The organism is Pseudomonas sp. ESBL9 (assembly GCF_036668715.1).
In the GTDB taxonomy this organism is placed as follows: domain Bacteria; phylum Pseudomonadota; class Gammaproteobacteria; order Pseudomonadales; family Pseudomonadaceae; genus Aquipseudomonas; species Aquipseudomonas lundensis.
This window is the reverse complement of sequence record NZ_JAZEVV010000003.1, coordinates 25,022-47,133: the sequence shown is the minus strand read 5'-3', so window position 1 is coordinate 47,133 and position 22,112 is coordinate 25,022. Positions and strand designations below refer to the sequence as shown.

At 59.3% G+C, this 22,112-nt stretch carries 20 protein-coding genes and 1 pseudogene; 6 read left to right on the top strand and 15 right to left on the bottom strand.

What is annotated here, in order from left to right:
* Positions 1–61: 61 nt before the first annotated feature.
* Positions 62–1,564: an exopolyphosphatase gene (gene ppx, locus V6F78_RS09875; RefSeq protein WP_047291175.1), complete on the top strand. Its 1,503-nt coding sequence runs from the start codon at positions 62–64 to the stop codon at positions 1,562–1,564.
* Between the two features lie 46 nt (positions 1,565–1,610).
* On the opposite strand, the gene ppk1 is transcribed toward ppx, so the two are convergent.
* A complete protein-coding gene (gene ppk1 / locus V6F78_RS09870; protein WP_332727086.1) occupies positions 1,611–3,842 on the bottom strand; it encodes a polyphosphate kinase 1 in 2,232 nt (743 codons plus the stop codon).
* Positions 3,843–4,293: 451 nt separating this feature from the next.
* On the opposite strand from ppk1, the gene V6F78_RS09865 reads away from it, so the two are divergent.
* Together V6F78_RS09865 and elbB are read left to right on the top strand one after the other, a co-directional pair.
* The gene (locus V6F78_RS09865) at positions 4,294–4,911 is read left to right on the top strand and encodes a DedA family protein (RefSeq protein ID WP_047291172.1); all 618 of its coding nucleotides are present in this window, start codon (positions 4,294–4,296) and stop codon (positions 4,909–4,911) included.
* Positions 4,912–5,114: 203 nt separating this feature from the next.
* Complete coding sequence (gene elbB / locus V6F78_RS09860; protein WP_332727084.1) at positions 5,115–5,783, top strand: isoprenoid biosynthesis glyoxalase ElbB; 669 nt, start codon at positions 5,115–5,117, stop codon at positions 5,781–5,783.
* Here the strand turns inward: elbB and V6F78_RS09855 are convergent, their stop codons facing one another.
* From V6F78_RS09855 to V6F78_RS09835, 5 genes are all read right to left on the bottom strand, one after another.
* Positions 5,784–6,236, bottom strand: a complete 453-nt coding sequence (locus tag V6F78_RS09855) for a YaiI/YqxD family protein (protein ID WP_047272813.1) — start codon at positions 6,234–6,236, stop codon at positions 5,784–5,786. It abuts the gene before it with no gap.
* A gap of 77 nt (positions 6,237–6,313) precedes the next feature.
* Positions 6,314–8,209, bottom strand: coding sequence for a cytochrome c/FTR1 family iron permease (locus V6F78_RS09850; protein WP_332727083.1), 1,896 nt, complete (start codon positions 8,207–8,209; stop codon positions 6,314–6,316).
* A gap of 66 nt (positions 8,210–8,275) precedes the next feature.
* Positions 8,276–8,908 (bottom strand): LysE family transporter, encoded by a 633-nt coding sequence (locus V6F78_RS09845; RefSeq protein ID WP_047279809.1) that lies wholly within the window; start codon positions 8,906–8,908, stop codon positions 8,276–8,278.
* 104 nt (positions 8,909–9,012) lie between these two features.
* Complete coding sequence (locus tag V6F78_RS09840) at positions 9,013–9,570, bottom strand: mechanosensitive ion channel family protein (RefSeq protein WP_047272810.1); 558 nt, start codon at positions 9,568–9,570, stop codon at positions 9,013–9,015.
* A complete protein-coding gene (locus V6F78_RS09835; RefSeq protein WP_070414602.1) occupies positions 9,570–11,480 on the bottom strand; it encodes an ATP-binding cassette domain-containing protein in 1,911 nt (636 codons plus the stop codon). Before V6F78_RS09835 ends, V6F78_RS09840 begins: the two co-directional genes overlap by 1 nt.
* Before the next feature lie 50 nt (positions 11,481–11,530).
* Between V6F78_RS09835 and V6F78_RS09830 the strand changes: the two genes are divergently transcribed.
* Positions 11,531–11,995, top strand: coding sequence for a TIGR02444 family protein (locus tag V6F78_RS09830; RefSeq protein WP_203305732.1), 465 nt, complete (start codon positions 11,531–11,533; stop codon positions 11,993–11,995).
* Here the strand turns inward: V6F78_RS09830 and V6F78_RS09825 are convergent.
* Positions 11,992–12,942, bottom strand: coding sequence for an AlgP family protein (locus V6F78_RS09825; protein ID WP_094990870.1), 951 nt, complete (start codon positions 12,940–12,942; stop codon positions 11,992–11,994). The genes V6F78_RS09830 and V6F78_RS09825 overlap by 4 nt on opposite strands.
* 259 nt (positions 12,943–13,201) lie before the next feature.
* On the opposite strand from V6F78_RS09825, the gene V6F78_RS09820 reads away from it, so the two are divergent.
* On the top strand, positions 13,202–13,867 hold the full coding sequence (locus V6F78_RS09820; RefSeq protein WP_047291162.1) for an FKBP-type peptidyl-prolyl cis-trans isomerase: 666 nt from the start codon (positions 13,202–13,204) through the stop codon (positions 13,865–13,867).
* Between the two features lie 66 nt (positions 13,868–13,933).
* On the opposite strand, the gene rsd is transcribed toward V6F78_RS09820, so the two are convergent.
* From rsd to V6F78_RS09780, 8 genes and pseudogenes are all read right to left on the bottom strand, one after another.
* Complete coding sequence (gene rsd, locus V6F78_RS09815; protein WP_169839206.1) at positions 13,934–14,425, bottom strand: sigma D regulator; 492 nt, start codon at positions 14,423–14,425, stop codon at positions 13,934–13,936.
* A gap of 192 nt (positions 14,426–14,617) precedes the next feature.
* Complete coding sequence (locus V6F78_RS09810) at positions 14,618–15,109, bottom strand: disulfide bond formation protein B (RefSeq protein WP_254658276.1); 492 nt, start codon at positions 15,107–15,109, stop codon at positions 14,618–14,620.
* Between the two features lie 256 nt (positions 15,110–15,365).
* A complete protein-coding gene (locus V6F78_RS09805) occupies positions 15,366–16,607 on the bottom strand; it encodes a heme biosynthesis protein HemY (protein WP_047291157.1) in 1,242 nt (413 codons plus the stop codon).
* On the bottom strand, positions 16,604–17,731 hold the full coding sequence (locus tag V6F78_RS09800; RefSeq protein ID WP_070414595.1) for a uroporphyrinogen-III C-methyltransferase: 1,128 nt from the start codon (positions 17,729–17,731) through the stop codon (positions 16,604–16,606). The genes V6F78_RS09805 and V6F78_RS09800 overlap by 4 nt, the downstream gene beginning before the upstream one ends.
* Positions 17,732–17,747: 16 nt before the next feature.
* A complete protein-coding gene (locus V6F78_RS09795) occupies positions 17,748–18,515 on the bottom strand; it encodes a uroporphyrinogen-III synthase (protein ID WP_047279817.1) in 768 nt (255 codons plus the stop codon).
* Entirely contained in the window at positions 18,512–19,453 is a 942-nt protein-coding gene (gene hemC / locus V6F78_RS09790) for a hydroxymethylbilane synthase (RefSeq protein ID WP_314400508.1), read from the bottom strand. Before hemC ends, V6F78_RS09795 begins: the two co-directional genes overlap by 4 nt.
* Positions 19,454–19,578: 125 nt before the next feature.
* Positions 19,579–20,325, bottom strand: coding sequence for a LytR/AlgR family response regulator transcription factor (locus V6F78_RS09785; protein WP_047272798.1), 747 nt, complete (start codon positions 20,323–20,325; stop codon positions 19,579–19,581).
* A pseudogene (locus V6F78_RS09780) lies at positions 20,322–20,468 on the bottom strand (sensor histidine kinase); the annotation flags it as partial. The pseudogene V6F78_RS09780 and the gene V6F78_RS09785, both read right to left, overlap by 4 nt.
* 241 nt (positions 20,469–20,709) lie before the next feature.
* Between V6F78_RS09780 and argH the strand changes: the two are divergent.
* Positions 20,710–22,104: an argininosuccinate lyase gene (argH, locus tag V6F78_RS09775; RefSeq protein WP_047291153.1), complete on the top strand. Its 1,395-nt coding sequence runs from the start codon at positions 20,710–20,712 to the stop codon at positions 22,102–22,104.
* Positions 22,105–22,112 lie beyond the last annotated feature (8 nt).

Here is a 22,112-nt window from a genome sequence, read left to right as displayed (position 1 = left end):
CGTTGGCGCGAGCCTGTGATCGTGGCACGATGGCGACGTTATCGACCGAGACCCCTCAACCATGCCCCAATCCCAAGCCAAGAATCCATCCCTGATCGCCGCCATTGATCTGGGTTCTAACAGCTTTCACATGGTGGTGGCCAAGGCTCAGAACGGTGAAATCCGTATTCTTGAACGTCTTGGTGAAAAGGTGCAGTTAGCTGCCGGCATCGACGAAGAACGCAAACTCAACGAAGAATCCATGCAGCGCGGGCTCGATTGCCTGAAGCGTTTTGCCCAACTGATCAACGGTATGCCGCTGGGCGCCGTGCGCATCGTCGGCACCAACGCCTTGCGTGAAGCCCGCAACCGCAACGAATTCATCGTGCGCGCCGAAGAAATTCTCGGGCACACCGTTGAAGTCATTTCCGGACGGGAAGAGGCGCGCCTCATTTATCTGGGCGTTTCACACACCCTCGCGGACACGCCGGGCAAGCGCCTGGTGGCAGACATCGGCGGCGGCAGCACTGAATTCATCATCGGCCAACGCTTTGAGCCCCTGCTGCGTGAAAGCCTGCAAATGGGTTGCGTCAGTTATACCCAGCGGTATTTCCGCGACGGCAAGATCACCCCGGCACGTTATGCACAGGCTTACACCGCAGCGCGCCTGGAGATCATGAGCATCGAGCACGCCCTGCACCGACTGGGCTGGGATGAAGCCATTGGCTCGTCAGGCACCATTCGCGCCATTGGCCTGGCCCTCAAGGCGGGCGGTCACGGTAATGGCGAGGTCAACGCCGAAGGCCTGAGCTGGCTCAAGCGCAAACTCTTCAAACTGGGCGAAGTCGACAAGATCGACTTTGAAGGCATCAAGCCGGATCGCCGGACCATCTTCCCCGCTGGCCTGGCGATTCTGGAAGCCATCTTCGACGCCCTTGAATTGCAGCGCATGGATCATTGCGACGGCGCGCTGCGCGAAGGCGTGCTGTACGACCTGCTGGGCCGTCACCATCATGAAGACGTGCGCGAGCGCACACTCAGCTCCTTGATGGACCGTTACCATGTCGATCGCGAACAGGCCGCACGGGTCGAACGCAAAGCACTGCGCGCCTTCGATCAAGTGGCCAAATCATGGGACCTGAAAGACGGCGTGTGGCGTGAACTGCTGAGCTGGGCGGCGAAGGTGCACGAAGTCGGCCTCGACATCGCCCACTATCACTTCCACAAGCACGGCGCCTACCTGATCGAGCACTCCGATCTGGCCGGTTTCTCACGCGAAGATCAGCAAATGCTCGCGCTGCTGGTTCGCGGGCACCGCCGCAACATCCCTAAAGACAAGTTTGCTGAGTTCGGGGCTGACGGCATCAAGCTGATTCGCCTGTGCGTCTTGTTGCGCTTTGCGATTCTGTATCACCACATTCGTGGCGACCAACAGGCGTCCCAAGTCAAACTGCGCGCCGATGGCGATCACCTTGAGGTGATATTCCCCGAGGGCTGGCTGGAACAGAACCCGCTGACCCAGGCCGACTTTGAGCAAGAAGCTCAATGGCTGACCCGGGTCGGGATTGTGCTAACGGTGTCCTGAGACTGCGATGGGTGGCTGACGCAACTTGCGCCAGCCACCGGCAGGCTTATACCGACGGGCCGGTACTGACGCTCAATACCGGCAGGCTCAAGCGCTCCAGCAACGTAGCCTGGGCACTGCGCGGGTTTTGGTTGCCGGTTGGCGTGTTGCGGATATAACGGCCGTCCGACTGCAAGCTCCAGCTATGCGTGTTGTCTGTCAGGTAGCACTCGAGCTCTTTCTTGACCCGCAAAATCAACTTTTTGCCTTCAATCGGGAAGCACGTTTCAACGCGCTTATCGAGGTTACGCTCCATCCAGTCGGCACTCGACAAGAACATCTGCTCTTCCCCGCCGTTAAGGAAGTAGAACACCCGCGTGTGCTCCAGAAAGCGGCCGATGATCGAGCGCACGTGAATGTTATGCGACACGCCGGGGATGCCCGGGCGCAGGCAGCACATCCCGCGCACGACCAGGTCAATCCGCACCCCGGACTGGCTGGCCTTGTACAACGCTCGAATGATCTTGGGATCGGTCAGTGAGTTGAACTTGGCGATGATGTGCGCAGGTTTACCTTCCAGGGCGAACTGGGTTTCCCGGGCAATCATGTCCAGCATGCCCTTCTTCAATGTGAACGGTGCATGCAGCAGCTTCTTCATGCGCAAGGTTTTGCCCATGCCGATCAATTGGCTGAACAGCTTGCCGACGTCTTCGCACAGCGCGTCATCCGAGGTCAGCAAGCTGTAGTCGGTGTACAGACGGGCGTTACCGGCGTGGTAGTTGCCCGTGCCCAAGTGCGCATAGCGCACGATTTCGCCCGCCTCACGACGCAGAATCAGCATCATCTTGGCGTGGGTCTTGAACCCCACCACCCCGTAGATCACTACTGCGCCCGCAGCTTGCAGACGGCTGGCCAGTTGCAGGTTGGACTCTTCGTCAAAACGCGCACGCAGCTCCACCACCGCCGTCACTTCCTTGCCGTTACGCGCCGCATCCACCAACGCATCCACGATCTCGGAGTTGGCACCGCTGCGGTATAAGGTCTGGCGCACGGCCAAGACATGCGGGTCCTTGGCGGCCTGGCGCAGCAAGTCGACGACCGGGGTAAACGACTCAAACGGGTGCAGCAGCAAAATGTCCTGCTTGCTGACCACGCTGAAAATGTTCTCGCTGTTCTGCAACAGCTTCGGGATGGCCGGCGTAAACGGCGTGTATTGCAGCTCGGGGTGGCTGTCCAGGCTGGTGATGCTGAACAGGCGCGTCAGGTTCACCGGGCCATTGACCGTGTACAGCTCGGTTTCGTGCAGGTTGAATTGCTTGAGCAAGTAGTCGGACAGGTGCTTAGGGCACGTGTCGGCCACTTCCAGACGCACCGCATCCCCGTAACGACGCGAGAACAACTCGCCACGCAACGCGCGGGCCAAGTCTTCGACATCTTCGGTGTCGACCGCCAGATCGGCGTTGCGGGTCAGTCGGAATTGATAGCAGCCTTTTACTTTCATGCCCTGGAACAAGTCATCGGCATGGGCGTGAATCATTGACGACAGGAACACATAGTTGTCGCCCGGCCCGCCAACGTCTTCCGGCACTTTAATCACACGCGGCAACAAACGCGGGGCTGGAATGATCGCCAGACCCGAGTCGCGGCCGAAGGCATCAATGCCTTCCAGCTCCACGATGAAGTTGAGGCTTTTGTTGACCAACAACGGGAACGGATGCGTCGGGTCCAGACCAATGGGGGTGATGATCGGTGCAATTTCATCGCGGAAGAACTTGCGTACCCACGCCTTGATTTTGGTGTTCCAGTGACGCCGACGAATGAAGCGCACCTGATGCTTTTCAAGCTCGGGCAGCAGAATGTCGTTGAGAATCGCGTACTGGCGATCAACATGGCCATGCACCAGCTCACTGATGCGTGCCAGCGCCTGATGCGGCTGCAAACCGTCCGCACCGGCCTGCTCGCGGGCGAAGGTAATTTGCTTCTTCAGGCCCGCCACCCGGATCTCAAAGAACTCGTCGAGGTTGCTGGAAAAGATCAGCAGAAACTTCAGCCGCTCCAGCAACGGGTAGGACTCATCCAGCGCCTGCTCCAGCACGCGAATGTTGAACTGCAATTGCGACAACTCACGATGGATATACAGGCTGCTGTCATCCAGACCCGGAATGGTAATCACCGGGTGCGCCGCGCCATGGCTCTCGACCGGGGCTTGCGCTTGCGGCTCGGGCTGGATTTCGGGGGCCTGCTCAACAATCGGTTGAGGTTCGGTGGCAACGAGTTCTGTCTGTCCTTCGGTATTCATTGATTGTTCCTGATAAGAGCGGGTTTGACTCTCGTAACAGTTAAGCGGCGCGGCCAGTCAAATTGACAGCCAGAATGCCACCAACGCCTGCGGGATTAAACCGCTCAGAGGCGCTTTATGCGGGCTGAGGCCTGGTTAGAGGGTGTTTTAGTCAAATTGTTCTGAGTCTGCGTTGCATCACCACCACCCGACCGTCATCCACTGCGACTTTAGTAGAGCCTTCGGTGCGTAGGGGCACATCGCTTGCGACTGCAAAAACCCCCGATACAACCTCGGCCTGCACGCGCGCGACCTTTATAACGGCGCGCCATGAACACCAGATGACAACGCGCATGATGTAAGTCAAAACCATGTGCATTGTAGGATTTGTTCACGACCAGACACATTTCGATACTTTCATACACGCGCTTGAAGGCGTAGGCTGCGCGTTCATTTCGCCAGCATCCAGACAATGCTCCAACAATTTCTTCAAGAATTCGGCTACTTCGCCCTGTTTCTAGGGACGTTCTTTGAAGGTGAGACCATTCTGGTACTCGCAGGCTTCTTGGCGTTCCGCGGATACATGGACCTCAAACTGGTGATGCTCGTGGCGTTCCTCGGCAGTTATGCCGGCGATCAGCTGTGGTACTTCATGGGGCGCAAGCACGGCCGCAAACTGTTGGCGCGCAAGCCGCGCTGGCAACTGATGGGCGACAAGGCGCTAGAGCACATTCGCAAGCATCCGGACATCTGGGTCCTGAGCTTCCGTTTTGTGTATGGCCTGCGCACCGTCATGCCGGTGGCGATTGGCCTGTCCGGGTATCCGCCGGGCCGCTATTTGCTGCTCAACGGCATTGGTGCCGCCATCTGGGCCATCGCCCTGGCCACCGCCGCCTACCACTTTGGCGCCGTGCTGGAAGGCTTGCTCGGCAGCGTTAAAAAGTACGAATTGTGGGTGTTGGGTGCGCTGCTGGTACTGGGCGTCTGCCTGTGGATCCGCCGTCGCTTCAAGAATGCGCGCATCGCCCGACAGACCGCGCAGGAAGAAAAAAACAAAGCCGCCGACGCCAACACCCCGCCCGTCGAGTAATACCGCGTGTGCGCCCGCACTCGCACCTCCCGAGGCGCTGCCCATGACAGCGCCTGCGTTCTCTCTTCTAAACTGAACACTGACGCTTGAAAGCGATCCATTAGTCATGCATTCAGCGACGTGCGCCCGACTTGTCCGCTCTGGCATCTGATGCCAAATCAGGCGACATTAACGCCACGTATCACGTTTTGAGGAGAACCCATATGACCCAGAAAAAAGTTGCCGTGATTCTGTCGGGCTGCGGCGTCTACGACGGTGCCGAGATCCACGAGAGCGTCATCACCCTGCTGCGCCTCGATCAGCGTGGCGCCCAGGCGCAATGCTTTGCGCCCAATATCGCGCAAATGCATGTCATCAATCATCTGACCGGCGAAGAGATGCCTGAGTCGCGCAACGTGCTGGTTGAGTCTGCGCGCATCGCCCGTGGCGAGGTCAAGGATATTCGCGAGGCGAACGTTGAGGACTTCGACGCATTGATCGTACCCGGCGGATTTGGCGCCGCGAAAAATCTGTCTGATTTCGCTGTTAAAGGCGCTGAATGTACCGTGCAGCCTGATGTGCTAGCACTGGCCGAAGCCTTTGCCGAAGCGAGCAAACCCGTGGGGTTGATGTGCATCTCACCGGCCATGGCCGCCAAAATTTATGGCCCTGGCGTGATCTGCACCATTGGCAATGACGCGGACACGGCCACCGTCGTGAACAAAATGGGCGCCACTCACCAAGAGTGCGAGGTCAGCGATATCGTCGAAGACAAGGCCCGTAAATTGGTGAGCACCCCGGCCTACATGCTGGCGCAATCCATCAGCGAAGCGGCTTCAGGCATCAACAAGATGGTTGACCGGGTGCTGGAACTGACTCACGAAAACGATTAATCAGGCGCGCGTCAGGCGCGTCAATAGACGGTCCAGCGCATTGGCGAACGCCTGTTTCTCGCGTTCGCCATACGCACCCTGCCCGCCGCTCACCTGACCTTGCTCGCGCAGGTCCGTAAACAGGTTCCGCACCGCCAACCGCTCGCCCATGTTGTGGGCATCGAACGGTTTGCCGCGCGGATCGAGTGCGGCCACGCCCTTCTTCACCAACCGGTCCGCCAACGGCACGTCGCTGCAAATCACCAGCTCACCGGGCACCGCGTGCTCAACCAGATAATCGTCGGCAGCGTCCGGGCCGCTGGGCACCACAATCAGTTTGACCAACGCATAGGTCGGCTTGACCTGGCTCTGCCCGGCCACCAGCACCACTTCAAACTGACGCTTTAAAGCGAACTTGATGACTTGATCCTTCGCAGCCTTGGGGCAGGCGTCGGCGTCGATCCAGACCCGCATGGGCAAACTCTCCTGTTAATGAGGTGTCGTCGCTGCCGCGCAGCGACGACACCTGTGAGCATGGCAAGGCGTGAACGTCAGGCAGGTAGTCTGCGCTTTTCGGCCAGTTTGCTGCGCCCGTAAAGCACGATGATCGCCAGCAGTGCAATGGCCTGAGCGCCCAGCGAGTACGCATCCGCATGAATGCCCAGCCAGTCGAATTCGAAGAACGGAACAGGACGCGTGCCGAAAATCCCGGCCTCTTGCAGCGCTTTCACACCATGCCCCGCGAACACGACCGACAACGCGCACAGCAATGCCGCGTTGATACCGAAGAACAACGCCAACGGCAACTTGGCCGAACCGCGCAGGATGATCCATGCCAGGCCAATCAACAGCACCAGGGCCGTCGCGCCGCCTGCCAGCACTGCGTTGTGCCCGGCCGGACCTGCTTGCAGCCACAGGGTCTCGTAAAACAGGATCACCTCAAACAGCTCGCGGTACACCGAGAAGAAGGCCAGGATCGCGAAACCGAAGCGCCCGCCACCGCTGACAAGACTGCTTTTGATGTAGTCCTGCCATGCCGCAGCATGTCGGCGGTCATGCATCCACACCCCGAGCCACAGCACCATGACGCTGGCAAACAACGCCGTACAGCCTTCGAGCAGTTCGCGCTGCGCGCCGCTGACGTCAATCACATACGCCGCCAACGCCCACGTTGCCAGACCCGCCAGCAGTGCCAGCCCCCAGCCGATGTTGACGCTGCGAACGGCCGACTGCTGCCCGGTATTGCGCAAGAATGCGAGGATTGCCGCCAGCACCAGAATGGCTTCCAGGCCTTCACGTAGCAGGATCAACAAGCCCGAAATGTAGCTCAGCGACCAACTCAAGCCATCGCTGCCCAGCAAACCGGCTGACTCCTTGAGCAACACTTTGGCCGCCTCGAGCCGCTGCTCAACCTGCTCGACGGGCAAGCCGTCCTGCAGCGATTGACGGTACGCCATGAGGGCTTTTTCAGTGTTTTTCCGCACGTTGCTGTCGACGTTATCGAGCGAGCTTTCCACCAGCTCGAAGCCTTCCAGATAGGCGGCCACTGACAGGTCATACGCTTGTTCACGATCGCCTGCGCGATACGCCGCGAGGCTTTTGTCGAGCGTGGCACCGGTGTAATCGAGCAACTGGCCAGGCCCGCGCACAACCTGCGGCGGCTGCGCGCGCTGCGCACGGAACGTTGCCGCCGCCTGCGGGCCATCAGCGGCCAGGACTTCATTCGGCGTTTGACGGGCGAGATCGGCCAGGTTGTAGGTTTTGTCTGCTTTGGCTGCGCCCGGGTCGGCACTCAGGCCCGCGATGTAGGTGGCCAGGTCCCAGCGCTGACGTTCGTCGAGCTGGTCGGCAAATGAAGGCATGTCCGTGCCTTCGACACCCAGTCCCAGCGTGTTGTAAATCGCGTAGAGACTCAGGCGATCAAGCCGTTCGGCGTCGCGCAGGTTGGCAGGCAGCGGCGTCATGCCCACTCCCGCCGGGCCGTCCCCGGCACCCGTTTCGCCATGGCACACCGAGCAATGCTGTGCATACAGCGGCGCCCCACGGGCGGGGTCCGGCGTAATGACCGGCGCCTGGCTGACCTCATAGGCCACGGCCAGTTTGGCCCCCAATTGACGGGCTTCACGGGCCACAGCCGCCCCGTCCTCGCGCTGTTCAATAGCGGTTTGCAACGCATTCACGCCCTGCGCCAGCTCAGCACGCTCAGGACGTTCAGGCAAATCGGCAATCAGCCCCTTGAGAACGGCCAGAAACTCCAGTTGCTCGCGGTATTCGGTCTCGTCGATGACCTTTCCCTGGTCGACCGTGGGCGGGTAATCCGCGCCAATGTAATCAATGAGATGAAGTGCCTGCGAGGCACCTTCCGGGGAGTTGGCAGACACAACAAAGCTGCACAACGCGAGCATGGGCAGCATCAGCCATGCCAAGAAACGCGAGCGGGCGGTCATGGGGAAATCCGGGTGGAAATGAGAAGTAACACATTGTTCACTTCCCTTCCCAATCTCTCAAGGGCTTTACGTCGTAGCGCGGTGCAACGTCGCCAGAAAACCCGCTGCGCCCACAAATAGCCCGGCAAATGTGCGATTCAGGCGGCGCTGTTGTTTAGGGGTGCGTAACAGGCGCAGCACCTTGGATGCCAACCCGGTGTAACCCGCCATCACGATCAGATCGACACAGATCATGGTCGTGCCGAGGATCAAATATTGAGACAGCAAGGGCGCATGCGGATCAACAAACTGCGGCAACACCGCCAGCATGAAGACCAATGCCTTGGGGTTGCTGACATTCACCAGAAAGCCGCGAAACACCAGCGCCAGGGGCTTGCCGATGGGGCGAACGGCGGCGTTGTCGCTGAGGTCAGCGGGCAAGGCACGCCATTGTTTGACCGCAAGGTAGATGAGGTACGCCACGCCGAACCACTTGATGGCGTAGAAGGCCGTAGAGGAGGCCGCAAGGATTGCACCGACCCCGGCAGCCACAATGGCGATTTGCAGGGCCAGCCCCAGTTGCAGGCCGATGGCATTCCAGTAACCGCGCCAGAAACCGTATTGCAGGCCGCATGACATTGAAGCAATGGCACCCGCGCCAGGCGACAGGCTGATGACCCAGGACGCCGCAAAAAAAGCCAACCACGTTTCCAGCGACATCACGCACCTCCCGGACAAAATCAGTAACAAGTCCTTAAAGCTAATGCGCGGGCTGAAATTTAACCACTGGTTTTTGCTGCAAAGCCTGTGGGAACGCAGACTGTTTAGACGTCACCTTCGCGCCAGCGACGAACAGAACGCTGGAAGAACAGACTGTTGGGCACTTGCACCATGCTGCTGCCACTGCCCGCTTCTGCGGGTTCGATCAGGGTGGTGTAGAGCAAGTTGATTGCCACCACACGGCCTTTGACGCCCGGCTTGTCCAGCGTGTCGAGCAACTCGACCACATCGCCAATCCGGAACGGCCCGACGGTAAAAATCAGCACGGCACACAAGAGGTTGGACAGCACGCTCCACATCGCGAAGAAGGCGATGGCCGCCACTGCGACGAACCCCGAGAGTGCCGTCCACAACACCGTGGCTGACACACCCAGACGCTCCAGCACGAAGATGACCGCGCTGCCCATGATGAACCAGCGCAGGCCGCCGCGCAGGGGCATCAGTAACTGCGGCGGCAGCGGGTAGCGTTCCCCCAACCGCGTGAGGAAGCGCGCAATGACGCGCTGCAGGAAATAGCCCGCCAACAGGATCAGCAGAATCTGGACGCCAATCCACAGCGGCGCAATCAACTCGGCCGGTAAAGGCAGGCCCAATGACTCCATCAGGACAAGGCCTCAAGCTCTGCCTGAAGGGTTTCCAGCACTTCCAGCGCTTCCATCCAGCGTTCTTCCAACTGACCTTCCAGCACTTTGAGCCGGGCCTGCTCGGCCAGCAGCTCCCGAAGCTCGTCCTTGCGGGCGGCTTCGTAAACGGCACTGTCGCCAAGGCTGACTTCGATGCTGGCCAGTTTTTCGTTGACCTTGCCCAACTCGCTCTCAAGCTTGTCAGCTTCGCGCTTATGGGGGGCCAACTGCTGGCGCAGTGCAGCGGCGGCCTGGCGCTGAGCCTTTTTGTCAGTCTTGTCCGGATTGACCGGCGTATTGCTGACAGGGGCGTTGCGCAAACGGTAATCGGCCAACCAACGTGCATAGTCCTCAAGGTCGCCGTCGAACTCTTGCACCTTGCCGTCGGCCACCAGTAGAAACTCGTCCGTGGTGCTTTTGAGCAAATGCCGATCGTGAGACACCACCAGTACCGCACCGCTGAACTCTTGCAAGGCCATGGTCAGCGCCAGACGCATTTCGAGATCAAGGTGGTTGGTCGGTTCGTCGAGCAGCAACAGGTTAGGACGACCCCACGCAATCAACGCCAGCGCAAGACGGGCCTTTTCGCCGCCCGAAAAATTCAGCACAGGCTCATCAATGCGCGCACCACGGAAGTCGAAACCACCGAGGAAGTCGCGCAGGGTTTGTTCACGTTCAGTCGGCGCCAGTCGTTGCAGGTGCAGCAGCGGGCTGGCTTTGGCGTCCAGCGAATCGAGCTGGTGCTGGGCAAAGTAGCCTACGACCAGATTCTCGCCACGGGCCAACCGGCCAGCCAGCGGCGCCAGCTCGCCCGCGAGGTTTTTGATCAACGTCGATTTGCCCGCCCCGTTGGGGCCCAGCAAACCGATGCGGGCGCCCGGCACCAATTGCAGTTTGACCTTCTCCAGAATGGTTTTGTCGCCATACCCCAAACGGGCATCGGACAAATCCAGCAGCGGGCTGGAGAGCTTCACGGCTTCACGGAACACGAAGTCGAACGGCGAATCGACATGGGCCGCGCTCAGTTCTTCCATGCGCTCAAGTGCCTTGATCCGGCTTTGTGCCTGACGTGCCTTGGTGGCTTGAGCCTTGAAACGGGCGATGTAGCTTTCCATGTGCGCACGTTGCGCCTGTTGCTTCTCGTAAGCCTGCTGTTGCTGGGCCAGACGTTCGGCACGGGCGCGCTCGAAGGCTGAGTAACCGCCGCGGTAAAGCGTGATTTTGCGCTGTTCGACGTGGGCAATGTTGTCCACCACGGCATCGAGAAAATCTCGGTCGTGGGAAATCAGCAGCAAGGTGCCTGGGTAACTCTTGAGGAAGTCTTCAAGCCACAGAATGGCATCAAGGTCCAAGTGGTTGGTCGGTTCATCGAGCAACAACAAGTCTGACGGGCACATCAGGGCTTGCGCCAGGTTCAGACGCATCCGCCAGCCACCGGAAAAGTCAGCGACCGGGCGATCCATTTGTTCGTTGGTGAACCCCAGACCGGCGAGCATTTTGCGCGCTCGTGCGTCGGCGGTATAACCGTCGGCGCTGTCCAGTTCGGCATGCAGACGTGCCTGAGCCGGGCCGTCTTCTGCCAACTCGGCCTTGGCCAGATCAGCTTGCACCTGGCGCAGACGCTGGTCGCCATCGAGCACGTAATCGATCGCAATGCGGTCGAGGGTGTCGATTTCTTGCCGCATGTGGGCAATCCGCCAGTCGGCGGGGAGCAGACAATCACCCGAATCGGGGGTCAACTCACCCAGCAGCAAGGCGAACAACGTAGATTTACCGGCGCCGTTGGCGCCGACCAGACCGGCTTTGTGGCCGGCGTGCAGCGTCAGCTCGGCGTCTTCTAGCAGACGTTGCGGGCCACGCTGTAAAGTCAGGTTCTGAAGTCGGATCATAATGGCGGCGGAGTCTACCAGCTTCCCTCTCAACTGGCGCTAATTGCACGATGCACACTGACCTGTGGAACTACTGTTTACACCTCTACGCGCGGCCCGGCGTCGAGCACGCTTGCCTTGAGCTGCAACACCGGGGGATGGATGTGTGCCTGCTGCTGTGCGCGGCATGGTTGCAAACGCGCGGCGTGACCTGCGATGAGGGCCGACTGACACAGCTTCAGGATTGCGCCGGGCCTTGGCAGCGCGACGTCATACAGCCTTTGCGCCACTTACGGAGGCAATGGCGTGAAGCGGCTGCGCACGATGAGACGCTCGCCACTTTACGCATGCAGGTTAAAACGTTGGAGTTAGAGGCCGAGCGCACATTGCTGTTGCGGTTGGAGTCATTGACTCGCCAGTGGCTGCCAGGCCAATGCGCACAGACGTGCGACTGGCTGCAGGAACTGGCCCGCGCTGCTGGCCAACCCGATTGCGACACGCTGCAGGCGCTGCGTGCCGCAATCAAGCACGCTTAAGAAGCGTTGGTTGGCGTAACCGCGGGGGTAGTGGCCGGTGTTTGAGCGGGCGTTGCGGCGGGCGCAGAGGCCTGGGTTGCAGCAGGTGCTGCGGCAGGCTTGGCGGCTGTGGCCGGTTTGGTGGCCGCAGGCTTTCTGGCAGCCGGCTTTGCAGCTGGTTTGGCGACTGCAGGTTTTGCAGCGGGCTTGACGGCCGGTTTTGCGGCGGCAGGTTTGGGGGCTGCGGGCTTGGCGACAGCGGGTTTAACGGCAGGCTTCGCCGCGGGTTTGGCAGCCGCTCGGGTGGCTGGCTTGGCAGCGGCTTTTACCGGCGCTTTAGCCGCAGGTTTGGCAGCGGCGGGTTTTGCTGCGGCTGTTTTCGCAGCAGGCTTGGCGATCGGGGCTTTGGCGGCCACAGGTTTGGCAGCGCGTGCAGGGGCCGGCTTTTGTGCCGCCGCTTTCACCGCAGGTTTCGCAGCCGCTTTTACAGGCGCCTTGGCAGGGGCTTTAGTGGCGGTTTTCGCGGGCGCTTTGGCAGCGGACTTCTTGGCATTGGCAGGCTTGGCTTCGCGGGTGGTCAATGCTTTAGCGACAGCTTCTTTGACCCGACCTACACCTTGAGCGAGCTTCAGGCTTTCTTGAGCGTCGCGCTTGAGTTGCAGGATGTAATCACGAGTTTCCGTTTGACGCTCTTTCAGGGCATCGAGCAGTTGCTCAAGCTCTTTAACAGCAGACTTGGCTTTGGACTGAGCCTTGGACTTGCCGGAATTAGCCGCGTCTTGCAGTTTGGCGCGAGACTTGTGCAGTTTTTCCTGAGCTTTGCCGCGCTGTTTTTCAAGCTTTGCGAGCAGTTTCTCAGCATCAGCCAACGCTTGGGAGCAAGCGTTTTCCAAATGCTCAAGCAAGCTGCCTGAGAGCTGTTGGAGCAGGTGCAACGGGGTATTAACGGGCTTCTTTTTGGCCGACATGGTTTACCTCCTGGCTGAAGTGAGTGCGGCTCATACTAGACCTCTGCAAGAACCGCCGCTAGATCATGTTGACACTAACGACAGCTATGCGTTGCATGGCGTCGCGAAAGTTGTGCTGGATCAAGGTTTGATCAAGCCCAGTCCTTAATTGCGCGGTGCTTTTACCGGCTCAACACACCTGATTGTGCCGAGCAAATAAATCACGATACCCAGCAACACGGCTGGCATAATCCCCGGCACTTTTGGCCGGAGAGTGACCATGGCTCGCTATCTTTTTTGGACTTTTTTATGCCTTGCTCCGCTGGCCCACGCAGCGCCGGCAACACCACCCGATGCCGCCCATGACCTGGCTTACAGCCTGGGCGCCAGCCTGGGAGAACGCTTGCGCGAAGAGGTGCCTGACTTACAGCTCAATGCGTTGATTGAAGGGTTGCGCGCGGCTTATCAGGGCAAGCCGTTGGCCCTCAGCGATGCTCGCATCGAGCAAGTGTTGACGGAGCATCAGGCGCACATCGATGCAGCCTTCGCGCAGCCAGAAAGCGAGCGAGCGCTCTCGGCCGAACACGATTTTTTGGTAAAGGAAAAAGCGCAGCCACATACCCGTGAACTGGCGGATGGCATTCTTCTGACAGAACTCAAACCCGGCACAGGTGCAAAGCCTGATGCCCAAGGGTGGGTCAACGTGAATTACGCAGGACGGCTGCCCGATGGCACGGTGTTTGATCAAAGCACGCAGCCACAGTGGTTTCGCCTGGACAGTGTCATAGCGGGATGGCGCAGCGCGTTGACTCAAATGCCCGTCGGAGCGAAGTGGCGACTGGTCATACCGTCCAGTCAGGCTTATGGCGCTGACGGCGCCGGAGATTTGATCGCGCCGTACACACCGCTGGTGTTTGAAATCGAATTGCTCGACACCAAAAAGTAAAGCTCATCATCGCCTTCGATTGCAGGAGCGCAGGCGCTCCTGCAACGTGCACACCGGGGCGGCGTATCAGGCTTGAATGGCTTCAGCGTTGGGCGTGACGATTTGTTTGTGAGCGTTATGCAGCACTTCGATCAGGCAGTCTTCCAACTCGAAGCGCTCATGGAGCAAGGCACCCAGCTCCTTGAATTTGGCGGCCAGCTTTTCGCAATTAGGACGATGATCCTTGCCGTCACAACGGTCATTGAAGTCCAGAGCGACTTGAGTGATCTTTTCTATGCGCGGATACAGTTGACTGGCCAGTATAAGCCCGCGCTTATCATCAAATGCTTTCGCTTCTTCATCGAGCTGATCGTAAATCTCGAAGTGGCCCGCCGACACGTAGTCGACCAACACCTGGCAAAACTCTTTTTGGGTTTTACGCTTGGGATTCGAGGACTGATGCTCAACCTTGACGGCTTCGTAAGCCCTCACAAGTTCGCCGCGCTCATGCAGCCAGTTATCAATCAGCTTGTGGACGCCATTGAAACGTTCCTGAGCATTCTTGCAACTCTCTAGCATGGTGATCTCTCTTCCCTTATGGGCTCATGCCACCCAGCGTTGGCCGGGCCTGTCTGAACCCAAAAGTGCGCTAGAGCGCAACGGCATTGGGCGGCATATTCCAGTAATGCGTGCGGGCCAGATTATGCCCGCACGGTGACTGCTTCAAGGTACGCACGAGAGAAAATTCATACAAGCGTTTAATAGACCCTGCTACGCCGGGTCGCAGGGGTGGCTGTGTTTACGGGAAATCAGCGTGCGAATGATCTGCGTAAGGCTGAGCAGGCACAGGCCGGTGAATGCCAGCAAACTGAGCTCGGGGATGCTGAGGCCGAAGACCGTCCAGCTCACGTGAACGCACTCCTCGCTTCCTCTGAACAGCGCGGAAAGGGCAGCTTTCAAGGAAAAGTTGTGCAACATGCAAATGAAGTCGGGTTGGCAAAACATCAGTTGCTCAGGTGGCACCCGCAGTAATACCACTTGGCGCACCGCGCTCATCGCCCCTGCGAACCCTAGTACCAACGACACAATCGAATAATGCATTACTCGCTTGGGGCGGGAGGCATGCGCATAGGCGATCAAATTCACGATACAAAAGGCCAATAGAAAAAATCGCTGCACCCAACATAACGAACACGGTTTAAGACCGGGCCCGTACTCCAGATACAAGGAGACGCTCAGCACAGTCGAACTGGCCAAAAACATCAGGAGAAATATGAAACGTGAGCCGGCCAAAAACATGGCTTTTCCGTAACAAAATAGACAGGTAATTACGGTAGTGGAAAGCCGCTGGCCCTTTCAAGGTGGGGCTCAGGGGAAGCGTCCTTAAGGCTGTAAGGATTAACCGACAGGCTCTGAAAGATAGTTTGTTACATCTCGTAGGAATTTTACTTTCCGCAAATTTAATACGAGATTTCTTTAAAAAGGGCCGACTTATACTTGCGCACAAGTCGGACCATTCTTAAATACTACGTGCGGTCGCCGGTAGCGGTAGCGCTAGCAAACGCTCATCCAGAAGATTCAAACCTTCTTGAAACAGTTGATTGCTGCGATCGGTTTCGCCCAGTTGAGCCAAAAGCCTGGCGAGCTCGGCGCATGCTTCAGGGTTACGCTGAAGTTTCAGGCTGTTCTCCAGGTAATCACGGGCCTTGCCCCACAAACTGTTTTGTAAACACAAGCGACCCAGGGTCAACAGCAGGCTCGGATCTGCCGGATGAGCCTTGAGCCAGCCTTCAGCCGTTTGCAGTTGTTTGACGGGATCCTTGCCGCGCAATAGACCATACAGACGCACCAGATGGCTGTCGTAACTGCGTTTCAAAGCACCGCGCAACACTTCTTCGGCCTCACCTTGAGCCCCCAGTTGTCGCAATTGCTCTGCATACGCCAGCACCAGCGCCGGCTCCTGACGCTGGGCCGAGGTCAATTGCTGCCACGCACGCTGCAACGATTGCAGGGCCGCTTCGCCTTCCGTCTCGCGTTGTGCTGCCAAATTGAGGTTTTGCCCCCACGCCCGGCTTTCCAGCTCGGCAAGTTCTTTGGCGGGCAAAACTTTGTCTTTGCGCAGTTCCGGCAACAGGCGGATCAAGGCTGTCCAATCGCCACGCTGTTGGTGCAGACGCTGTAACTGACGCAGCACCTGCACGTTATGCGGATGACGCTCGTGCATGGCTTGAAGGGTGTTCAGTGCGCCATCGGTGTCGGCGCGGTCTACCTGCAACTGCGCATGGCTCAAGGCAATCGCAAGCTCTGCCTGTGGCTGACGCTGCAACGCACGCTCAAGCAGTTTGTCGCTCTCTTCGTAATGACCCAGCTCGTTGGCCGCCCGCGCTGCGCCCAAGTAAAACAACAGCGGCTGGCGCTCCGCTTCGGCCGCACGTGCCAAATGCTTTTGCGCACTGGCCCAGCGTCCTTCGGCAAGGTCCATCTGGCCCTGTTCGATCGCTATTTGCACACGACGGCTGCGGTTGCGGCGCGACCAGGGATTAACCAGCCCGGTTGAGGCGGTCACTAGTTCGACCAGCAGCTTGATACCCCAGATCAGTAGCCACAGCACAACGATCAGCGCCAGCGTGGCCCACACACTGGACTCATAACGAAAACTTTTATAAGCGATCAGCACGTAGCCCGCGTCTTCGGCGATTGCCAGGCCGATGCAGGCCGCGGCTGCGATCAACAGAAACACAATCACATAAAGGCGTTTCATGGGCTGGTCTCCTGAGCCGGGTTGCCCGCAGCCTGACCCGGTTCATCGGCACTGACGTGGCGACGCTCAAGGTAAGCCTGCACCGCACTCAACGTGCCAGACAGGTCCGGAGTTTTGACGGTGACCGGTTGTTTGCTCAGCTCAACCACTTGCTCCAGCAGCTTCTGACTTTGCGGGTTGTCCTGGTTGAAGTTGCCTTTAAGCACCTCTTCAGCCTGCGCCAAAGCCTGGGTGTACACCGGCGCCTGACCATTGAGCGCCGCCCATTGCGCCTGCTCCAGTGCAAGGCTCAAGGCCAGACGCACTTGCGTCAGGCTTTGCCCTGCCAGCAGGGGCCGGACGTTTTTATCCGCGTTGAAATCAATACGAATGTAATGGGAGATTTCGTCCCACCACTGCGCCCATCGGCTGGCGCCATCCCCGTCTGCTGTCAGGCCAAGCAATGAGTCGCCCTGGTCCTGATAAGCCGGGGCCAACGCATTGAGCTGGGCGACTTGATCGCGCAAGGCCGCCAGTCGCAGGAACAGGCCGGTACGGTCTGGCTGTTCGACACTGCGCAAGGCCGCGAGGCTTTTGGCCAATTGTTCCCGCGCAGCAAACGAGCCCGGGTCATTCTGTTCACGCAAAATGGCATCTGCACCTTCCACCAGCGCCTGCGCACTGGTGATGTCTTGCAGTGCCGAGAGGCGCAGGCTGGCCAGGCGCAACAAGTGCTCGGCTTCGGCCAGACGCCAATCCTTGCGGCTTGCGCCCAGCACGGTTTCAAGGCGCTGATTCAAACGCTGCTGGTCACCCTGCAACTGCACGACCAACTGGCGCTGATCATCCAGTTGGCTGGCCGAAGGCAATTGATTCAGGCGCGTCAGCAGCTTTTGCTCACCTTGTTTGATGGACAGGGTTTGCGCACCCAGGGCTTGCACTTCGCTCAGCTGTTGCGCCGTGTCCGTTTGTAGATGACGGACCTGCCACACGCCCCAACCGCCCACCGCAACACCGGCAGCACCGAGCAACAAGGCGACGATCGCCAGGCCATTGCCCCGGCGCTCAGGCTTGACGACAGGCTTTTCAGCCTGCGTTTGCGGCGCGGGCTGCACAGGTTCTTTAGTCAAGATTGTTTCGCTCACGTATCCATCCTTTGCATTAGAGGGCAGGTACGGGATGCTCCCGTAACGCCGCCAGCAAAGCCGCGGCACTGGCGCCACGACAATCCACAACATGTTGGGCCCCGGCGCTACGCGCCATCTCAGCCACGCGGGGGCTTGGAACAAACAACGGTAACGCGGACAGTCGGGACCAGGCATCGCCAGCCAACTGCCGTAAATGTTCGAATCCTTGTCCACTGCTGACCACCAGCGCGTTCAGGCGTTCCACTTGAACGCGCTGGCTCAGCGTATGCGGCGGGTAGGACGGCAATTCACGCGCATAGAGCTCAAGGTAGTCGACCTCTGCCCCCAACTGGCGCAAATGGTCGGCCAATCGCTCGCGCCCGCCCTGCCCGCGCATGATTAAAACCTTGCGCCCGGCGCCTTCAACAGCCTGTTTGAACGCCGGCAAGGCCAGCAAGGCCTCACTGTCATCTGCCGATTGAGGGTAGCTAACATCCAGCCCGTAGTCGGCGAGAATCTGCGCGGTGGCCGCCCCGACACTGAACCACTTCTGCCGGGGCGACGGCGGCCCGTATTGATTGACCAGTGCCAGCCCCAAGCGTGCAGCGGGTTTACTGACGACAATGACCGCGCAGTAACGATCCAGCCCGGCGACCCGTGCGCGCTGCGCGTCGCTTAACGCCAGCGGCCGGATCGCCAACAACGGCAAACTGCTGCTGAACACCCCAGCAGTCGCCAACTCGGCCGCCAGTGCCGCCGAGTCCTCGGTTGGCCGGGTCAGCAACACGCGCCAGCCTGTCACTCGTGACCTGCCTCACCATAAACGGCTTTAAGGATGTCGCCCGCGCCCTGGGCCAACAACGCCTCAGCGACCTGTTCACCCAGCGCCTGAGCAGCGCTGCGAGGCGCCCTGGCATCCGCGCTCAACAGGGTCCCGCCGCTCGGCTCGCCCACCAGACCTCGCAACCATAGCTGCTCGCCTTCAAGCACGGCGTAGCACGCAATCGGAACCTGACACCCGCCATTGAGGTGTTTGTTCAAGGCACGTTCGGCCGTAACACGCACGGCCGTGTCGGCGTGATGCAAGGGCGCGAGCAACGCATGAATTTCGGTGTCGGCGCTGCGGCATTCGATGCCTACAGCCCCTTGGCCACCGGCGGGCAGGCTGTCTTCGATGCTGATGGCGGATGTGATGCGCGCTTCAAAACCGAGACGGATCAGACCGGCTGCAGCCAGGATGATGGCGTCGTATTCGCCCGCGTCGAGCTTGGCCAGACGGGTATTGACGTTGCCGCGCAGGAAGCGGATTTCGAGATCCGGACGACGGGTCAACAATTGGGCCTGACGACGCAGGCTTGAAGTACCGACCACGCTGCCCTTGGGCAAGGCGTCAAGGCTGGTGTAGGTGTTGGAAACAAAAGCGTCACGTGGGTCTTCACGCTCACAGATGCAAAACAGACCGAGGCCTTCAGGGAAGTCCATCGGTACATCTTTCATCGAGTGAACGGCAATGTCGGCTTCGTTTTCAAGCAAGGCTGTTTCCAGCTCTTTGACGAACAGGCCCTTGCCGCCGATTTTTGACAGCGGCGAGTCCAGCAGCTTGTCACCACGGCTGACCATGGGCACCAGCGTCACCACCAGACCAGGGTGGGCCTGCTCCAGACGGGCTTTAACGAATTCGGCCTGCCACAGAGCCAGGGCGCTTTTACGGGTAGCGATGCGGATTTCGCGAGAGGACATGGATCAATCCGTACTGAAAAGATACGGCGGATAATAACAGCTCAGCCAAATGAGCTTTGACTTGTATCAGAGGTCAGCGGCCTCCCTGGCCGAAAACGGGGCGCACGCGCCCTTTTTGGCGCGTGCTACAGCTGCTGCATCATTTTGCGAACACCCGCCACATGGCGACGGCTGACAATCAACGCATCACCGTTGAGCCCTTTGAGGAACAACTGAAAGTGCCCCAGCGGCGTACGCTGCAGACGCTCGATCCGATTACGCGCCACCAGCGCATTGCGGTGGATACGCACAAAGCGTTCGCCAAACTCGTCTTCCAACGCCTTGAGCGGTTCATCGAGCAGGACTTCACCGCCTTCATGGCGCAAGGTCACGTATTTGTGGTCGGCAATAAAGTAGATCACCTGGTCGATGGGGATCAGCTCGATGCCTTTGCGGGTACGGGCGCTGATGTGGCTGCGGGGGCCACTGCCCGACTGCGCTGCAGGCCTTGTAAGCGCGGCCAATTGAATGCGGTTGGGCCGATGCGCCTCTTTGAGGGCGGCGCTCAGGTCCTGGGCATTCACAGGTTTGAGCACATAGCTGACGCCGCTGTCTTTGAGGGCTTGCTCGGGGAACTCGTCTGGCGCCACGCAGAACACCACCGATGGCGGCAGTTCGCGCTCGCACAATTTCGCAGCCACTTGCAGCCCGTCCAGGCCCGGCATGCGGATGTCGAGTAACACGACGTCCGGTTTCAGGCTCTCGATCAGGCTTAACGCCTCTTCGCCATCAGTGGCGCCGGGTTCCAGCAATGTGTAGCCCTCAAGCGAGCCGAGCAGTTGGCTCAAGTGCTCGCGGGCCAGGGTTTCGTCATCAACGATCAGGACATTCATATAGCGCTGTATTCCTGCGTGAGTCTCGCACAAGGATAGCGTAGACAGGTGAAGTGACGGCTGTCACGGCGATCGATGCTAAGACTAGCGCGAAGGCCAAAAAGTGCCGCAAACCGCACAGCAATATTCACCTGTGTCTGTTGCTCGTTTTAATTGCGGATCCGTCGAAGCACCAGCAAACATCTGTAACGACTTATCCATACGACCAACTGTAGACGGTTGCCAAGCCGAAGGCGCCCAATCGATACAATTCGTTTCGGTATTTTTTTATACCTCAGTTCGGACTAAAACCAACCGACCTGCGTCAACGCCTTGAACGGCAACCCTGTTATGATTCGCGGTAACTTTTTGTGTAACTCCCCTCAGCCGATTACGAGCGAATCCATGAGCACCGACAAGACCAATCAGTCCTGGGGCGGCCGCTTCAGTGAACCCGTCGACGCCTTCGTTGCGCGCTTCACCGCCTCCGTCACCTTCGACCAGCGCCTTTATCGTCACGACATCATGGGCTCCGTGGCCCACGCCACCATGCTGGCCAAGGTCGGTGTGCTGACCGATGCCGAACGCGACAGCATCATCGATGGCTTGAAGACCATCCAGAGCGAAATTGAAGCCGGTACGTTTGACTGGCGCATTGATCTGGAAGACGTGCACATGAACATCGAGGCGCGTCTGACCGACCGCATCGGCGTGACCGGCAAAAAACTGCACACCGGCCGTAGCCGTAACGATCAGGTCGCGACGGATATCCGCTTGTGGCTGCGCGATGAAATCGACCTCATCCTGGCTGAAATCACCCGTTTGCAAAAAGGGCTGTTGGAGCAGGCCGAACGCGAAGCCGAGACCATCATGCCCGGCTTCACCCACCTGCAAACCGCTCAGCCCGTGACATTCGGTCACCACATGCTGGCGTGGTTTGAAATGCTCAGCCGCGACTACGAGCGCCTTGTGGACTGCCGCAAGCGCACCAACCGCATGCCGCTGGGCAGCGCCGCGCTGGCGGGCACCACGTACCCGATCGATCGCGAATTCACCGCACAATTGCTGGGCTTCGACGCCGTGGGTGGCAACTCGCTGGACAACGTGTCGGATCGCGATTTCGCCATCGAGTTCTGCGCTGCCGCCAGCATCGCGATGATGCACTTGTCGCGCTTCTCCGAAGAGTTGGTGCTGTGGACCAGCGCGCAGTTCCAGTTCATTGACCTGCCTGACCGCTTCTGCACCGGCAGCTCGATCATGCCGCAAAAGAAAAACCCTGACGTGCCCGAGCTGGTTCGTGGCAAAAGCGGCCGTGTGTTCGGCGCCCTGATGGGCCTGCTGACCTTGATGAAGGGCCAGCCGCTGGCCTACAACAAGGACAATCAGGAAGACAAAGAGCCGTTATTCGATGCCGCCGACACCCTGCGCGATTCGCTGCGGGCGTTTGCCGACATGATCCCGGCGATCAAACCCAAGCACGCCATCATGCGCGAAGCCGCACTGCGCGGGTTCTCCACGGCGACCGACCTGGCGGACTACCTGGTACGCCGCGGCCTGCCGTTCCGCGACTGCCACGAAATCGTGGGCCACGCCGTGAAGTACGGGGTTGAAACAGGCAAGGACCTGGCTGAGATGAGCCTCGAAGAACTGCGTCAGTTCAGTGACCAGATCGACGATGACGTGTTTGCAGTGCTGACCCTGGAAGGCTCGGTGAATGCGCGTAACCACATCGGCGGCACTGCCCCGGCACAGGTCAAGGCAGCGGTTACTCGCGGCAAAGCCTTGCTGGCCAACCGCTGATACCTGGA

What these genes read in the sequence shown, in the direction of transcription:
- hemC (WP_314400508.1), bottom strand. Translation starts at nt 19,453, where the DNA reads ATGTCCTCTCGCGAAATCCGCATCGCTACCCGTAAAAGCGCCCTGGCT.
- V6F78_RS09835 (WP_070414602.1), bottom strand. Translation starts at nt 11,480, where the DNA reads ATGATCCGACTTCAGAACCTGACTTTACAGCGTGGCCCGCAACGTCTG.
- ppx (WP_047291175.1), top strand. Translation starts at nt 62, where the DNA reads ATGCCCCAATCCCAAGCCAAGAATCCATCCCTGATCGCCGCCATTGAT.
- V6F78_RS09840 (WP_047272810.1), bottom strand. Translation starts at nt 9,570, where the DNA reads ATGGAGTCATTGGGCCTGCCTTTACCGGCCGAGTTGATTGCGCCGCTG.
- V6F78_RS09845 (WP_047279809.1), bottom strand. Translation starts at nt 8,908, where the DNA reads ATGTCGCTGGAAACGTGGTTGGCTTTTTTTGCGGCGTCCTGGGTCATC.
- V6F78_RS09855 (WP_047272813.1), bottom strand. Translation starts at nt 6,236, where the DNA reads ATGCGGGTCTGGATCGACGCCGACGCCTGCCCCAAGGCTGCGAAGGAT.
- argH (WP_047291153.1), top strand. Translation starts at nt 20,710, where the DNA reads ATGAGCACCGACAAGACCAATCAGTCCTGGGGCGGCCGCTTCAGTGAA.
- V6F78_RS09825 (WP_094990870.1), bottom strand. Translation starts at nt 12,942, where the DNA reads ATGTCGGCCAAAAAGAAGCCCGTTAATACCCCGTTGCACCTGCTCCAA.
- rsd (WP_169839206.1), bottom strand. Translation starts at nt 14,425, where the DNA reads ATGCTAGAGAGTTGCAAGAATGCTCAGGAACGTTTCAATGGCGTCCAC.
- ppk1 (WP_332727086.1), bottom strand. Translation starts at nt 3,842, where the DNA reads ATGAATACCGAAGGACAGACAGAACTCGTTGCCACCGAACCTCAACCG.
- V6F78_RS09850 (WP_332727083.1), bottom strand. Translation starts at nt 8,209, where the DNA reads ATGACCGCCCGCTCGCGTTTCTTGGCATGGCTGATGCTGCCCATGCTC.
- V6F78_RS09785 (WP_047272798.1), bottom strand. Translation starts at nt 20,325, where the DNA reads ATGAATGTCCTGATCGTTGATGACGAAACCCTGGCCCGCGAGCACTTG.
- V6F78_RS09805 (WP_047291157.1), bottom strand. Translation starts at nt 16,607, where the DNA reads ATGAAACGCCTTTATGTGATTGTGTTTCTGTTGATCGCAGCCGCGGCC.
- V6F78_RS09810 (WP_254658276.1), bottom strand. Translation starts at nt 15,109, where the DNA reads ATGTTTTTGGCCAGTTCGACTGTGCTGAGCGTCTCCTTGTATCTGGAG.
- V6F78_RS09820 (WP_047291162.1), top strand. Translation starts at nt 13,202, where the DNA reads ATGGCTCGCTATCTTTTTTGGACTTTTTTATGCCTTGCTCCGCTGGCC.
- elbB (WP_332727084.1), top strand. Translation starts at nt 5,115, where the DNA reads ATGACCCAGAAAAAAGTTGCCGTGATTCTGTCGGGCTGCGGCGTCTAC.
- V6F78_RS09830 (WP_203305732.1), top strand. Translation starts at nt 11,531, where the DNA reads ATGCACACTGACCTGTGGAACTACTGTTTACACCTCTACGCGCGGCCC.
- V6F78_RS09865 (WP_047291172.1), top strand. Translation starts at nt 4,294, where the DNA reads ATGCTCCAACAATTTCTTCAAGAATTCGGCTACTTCGCCCTGTTTCTA.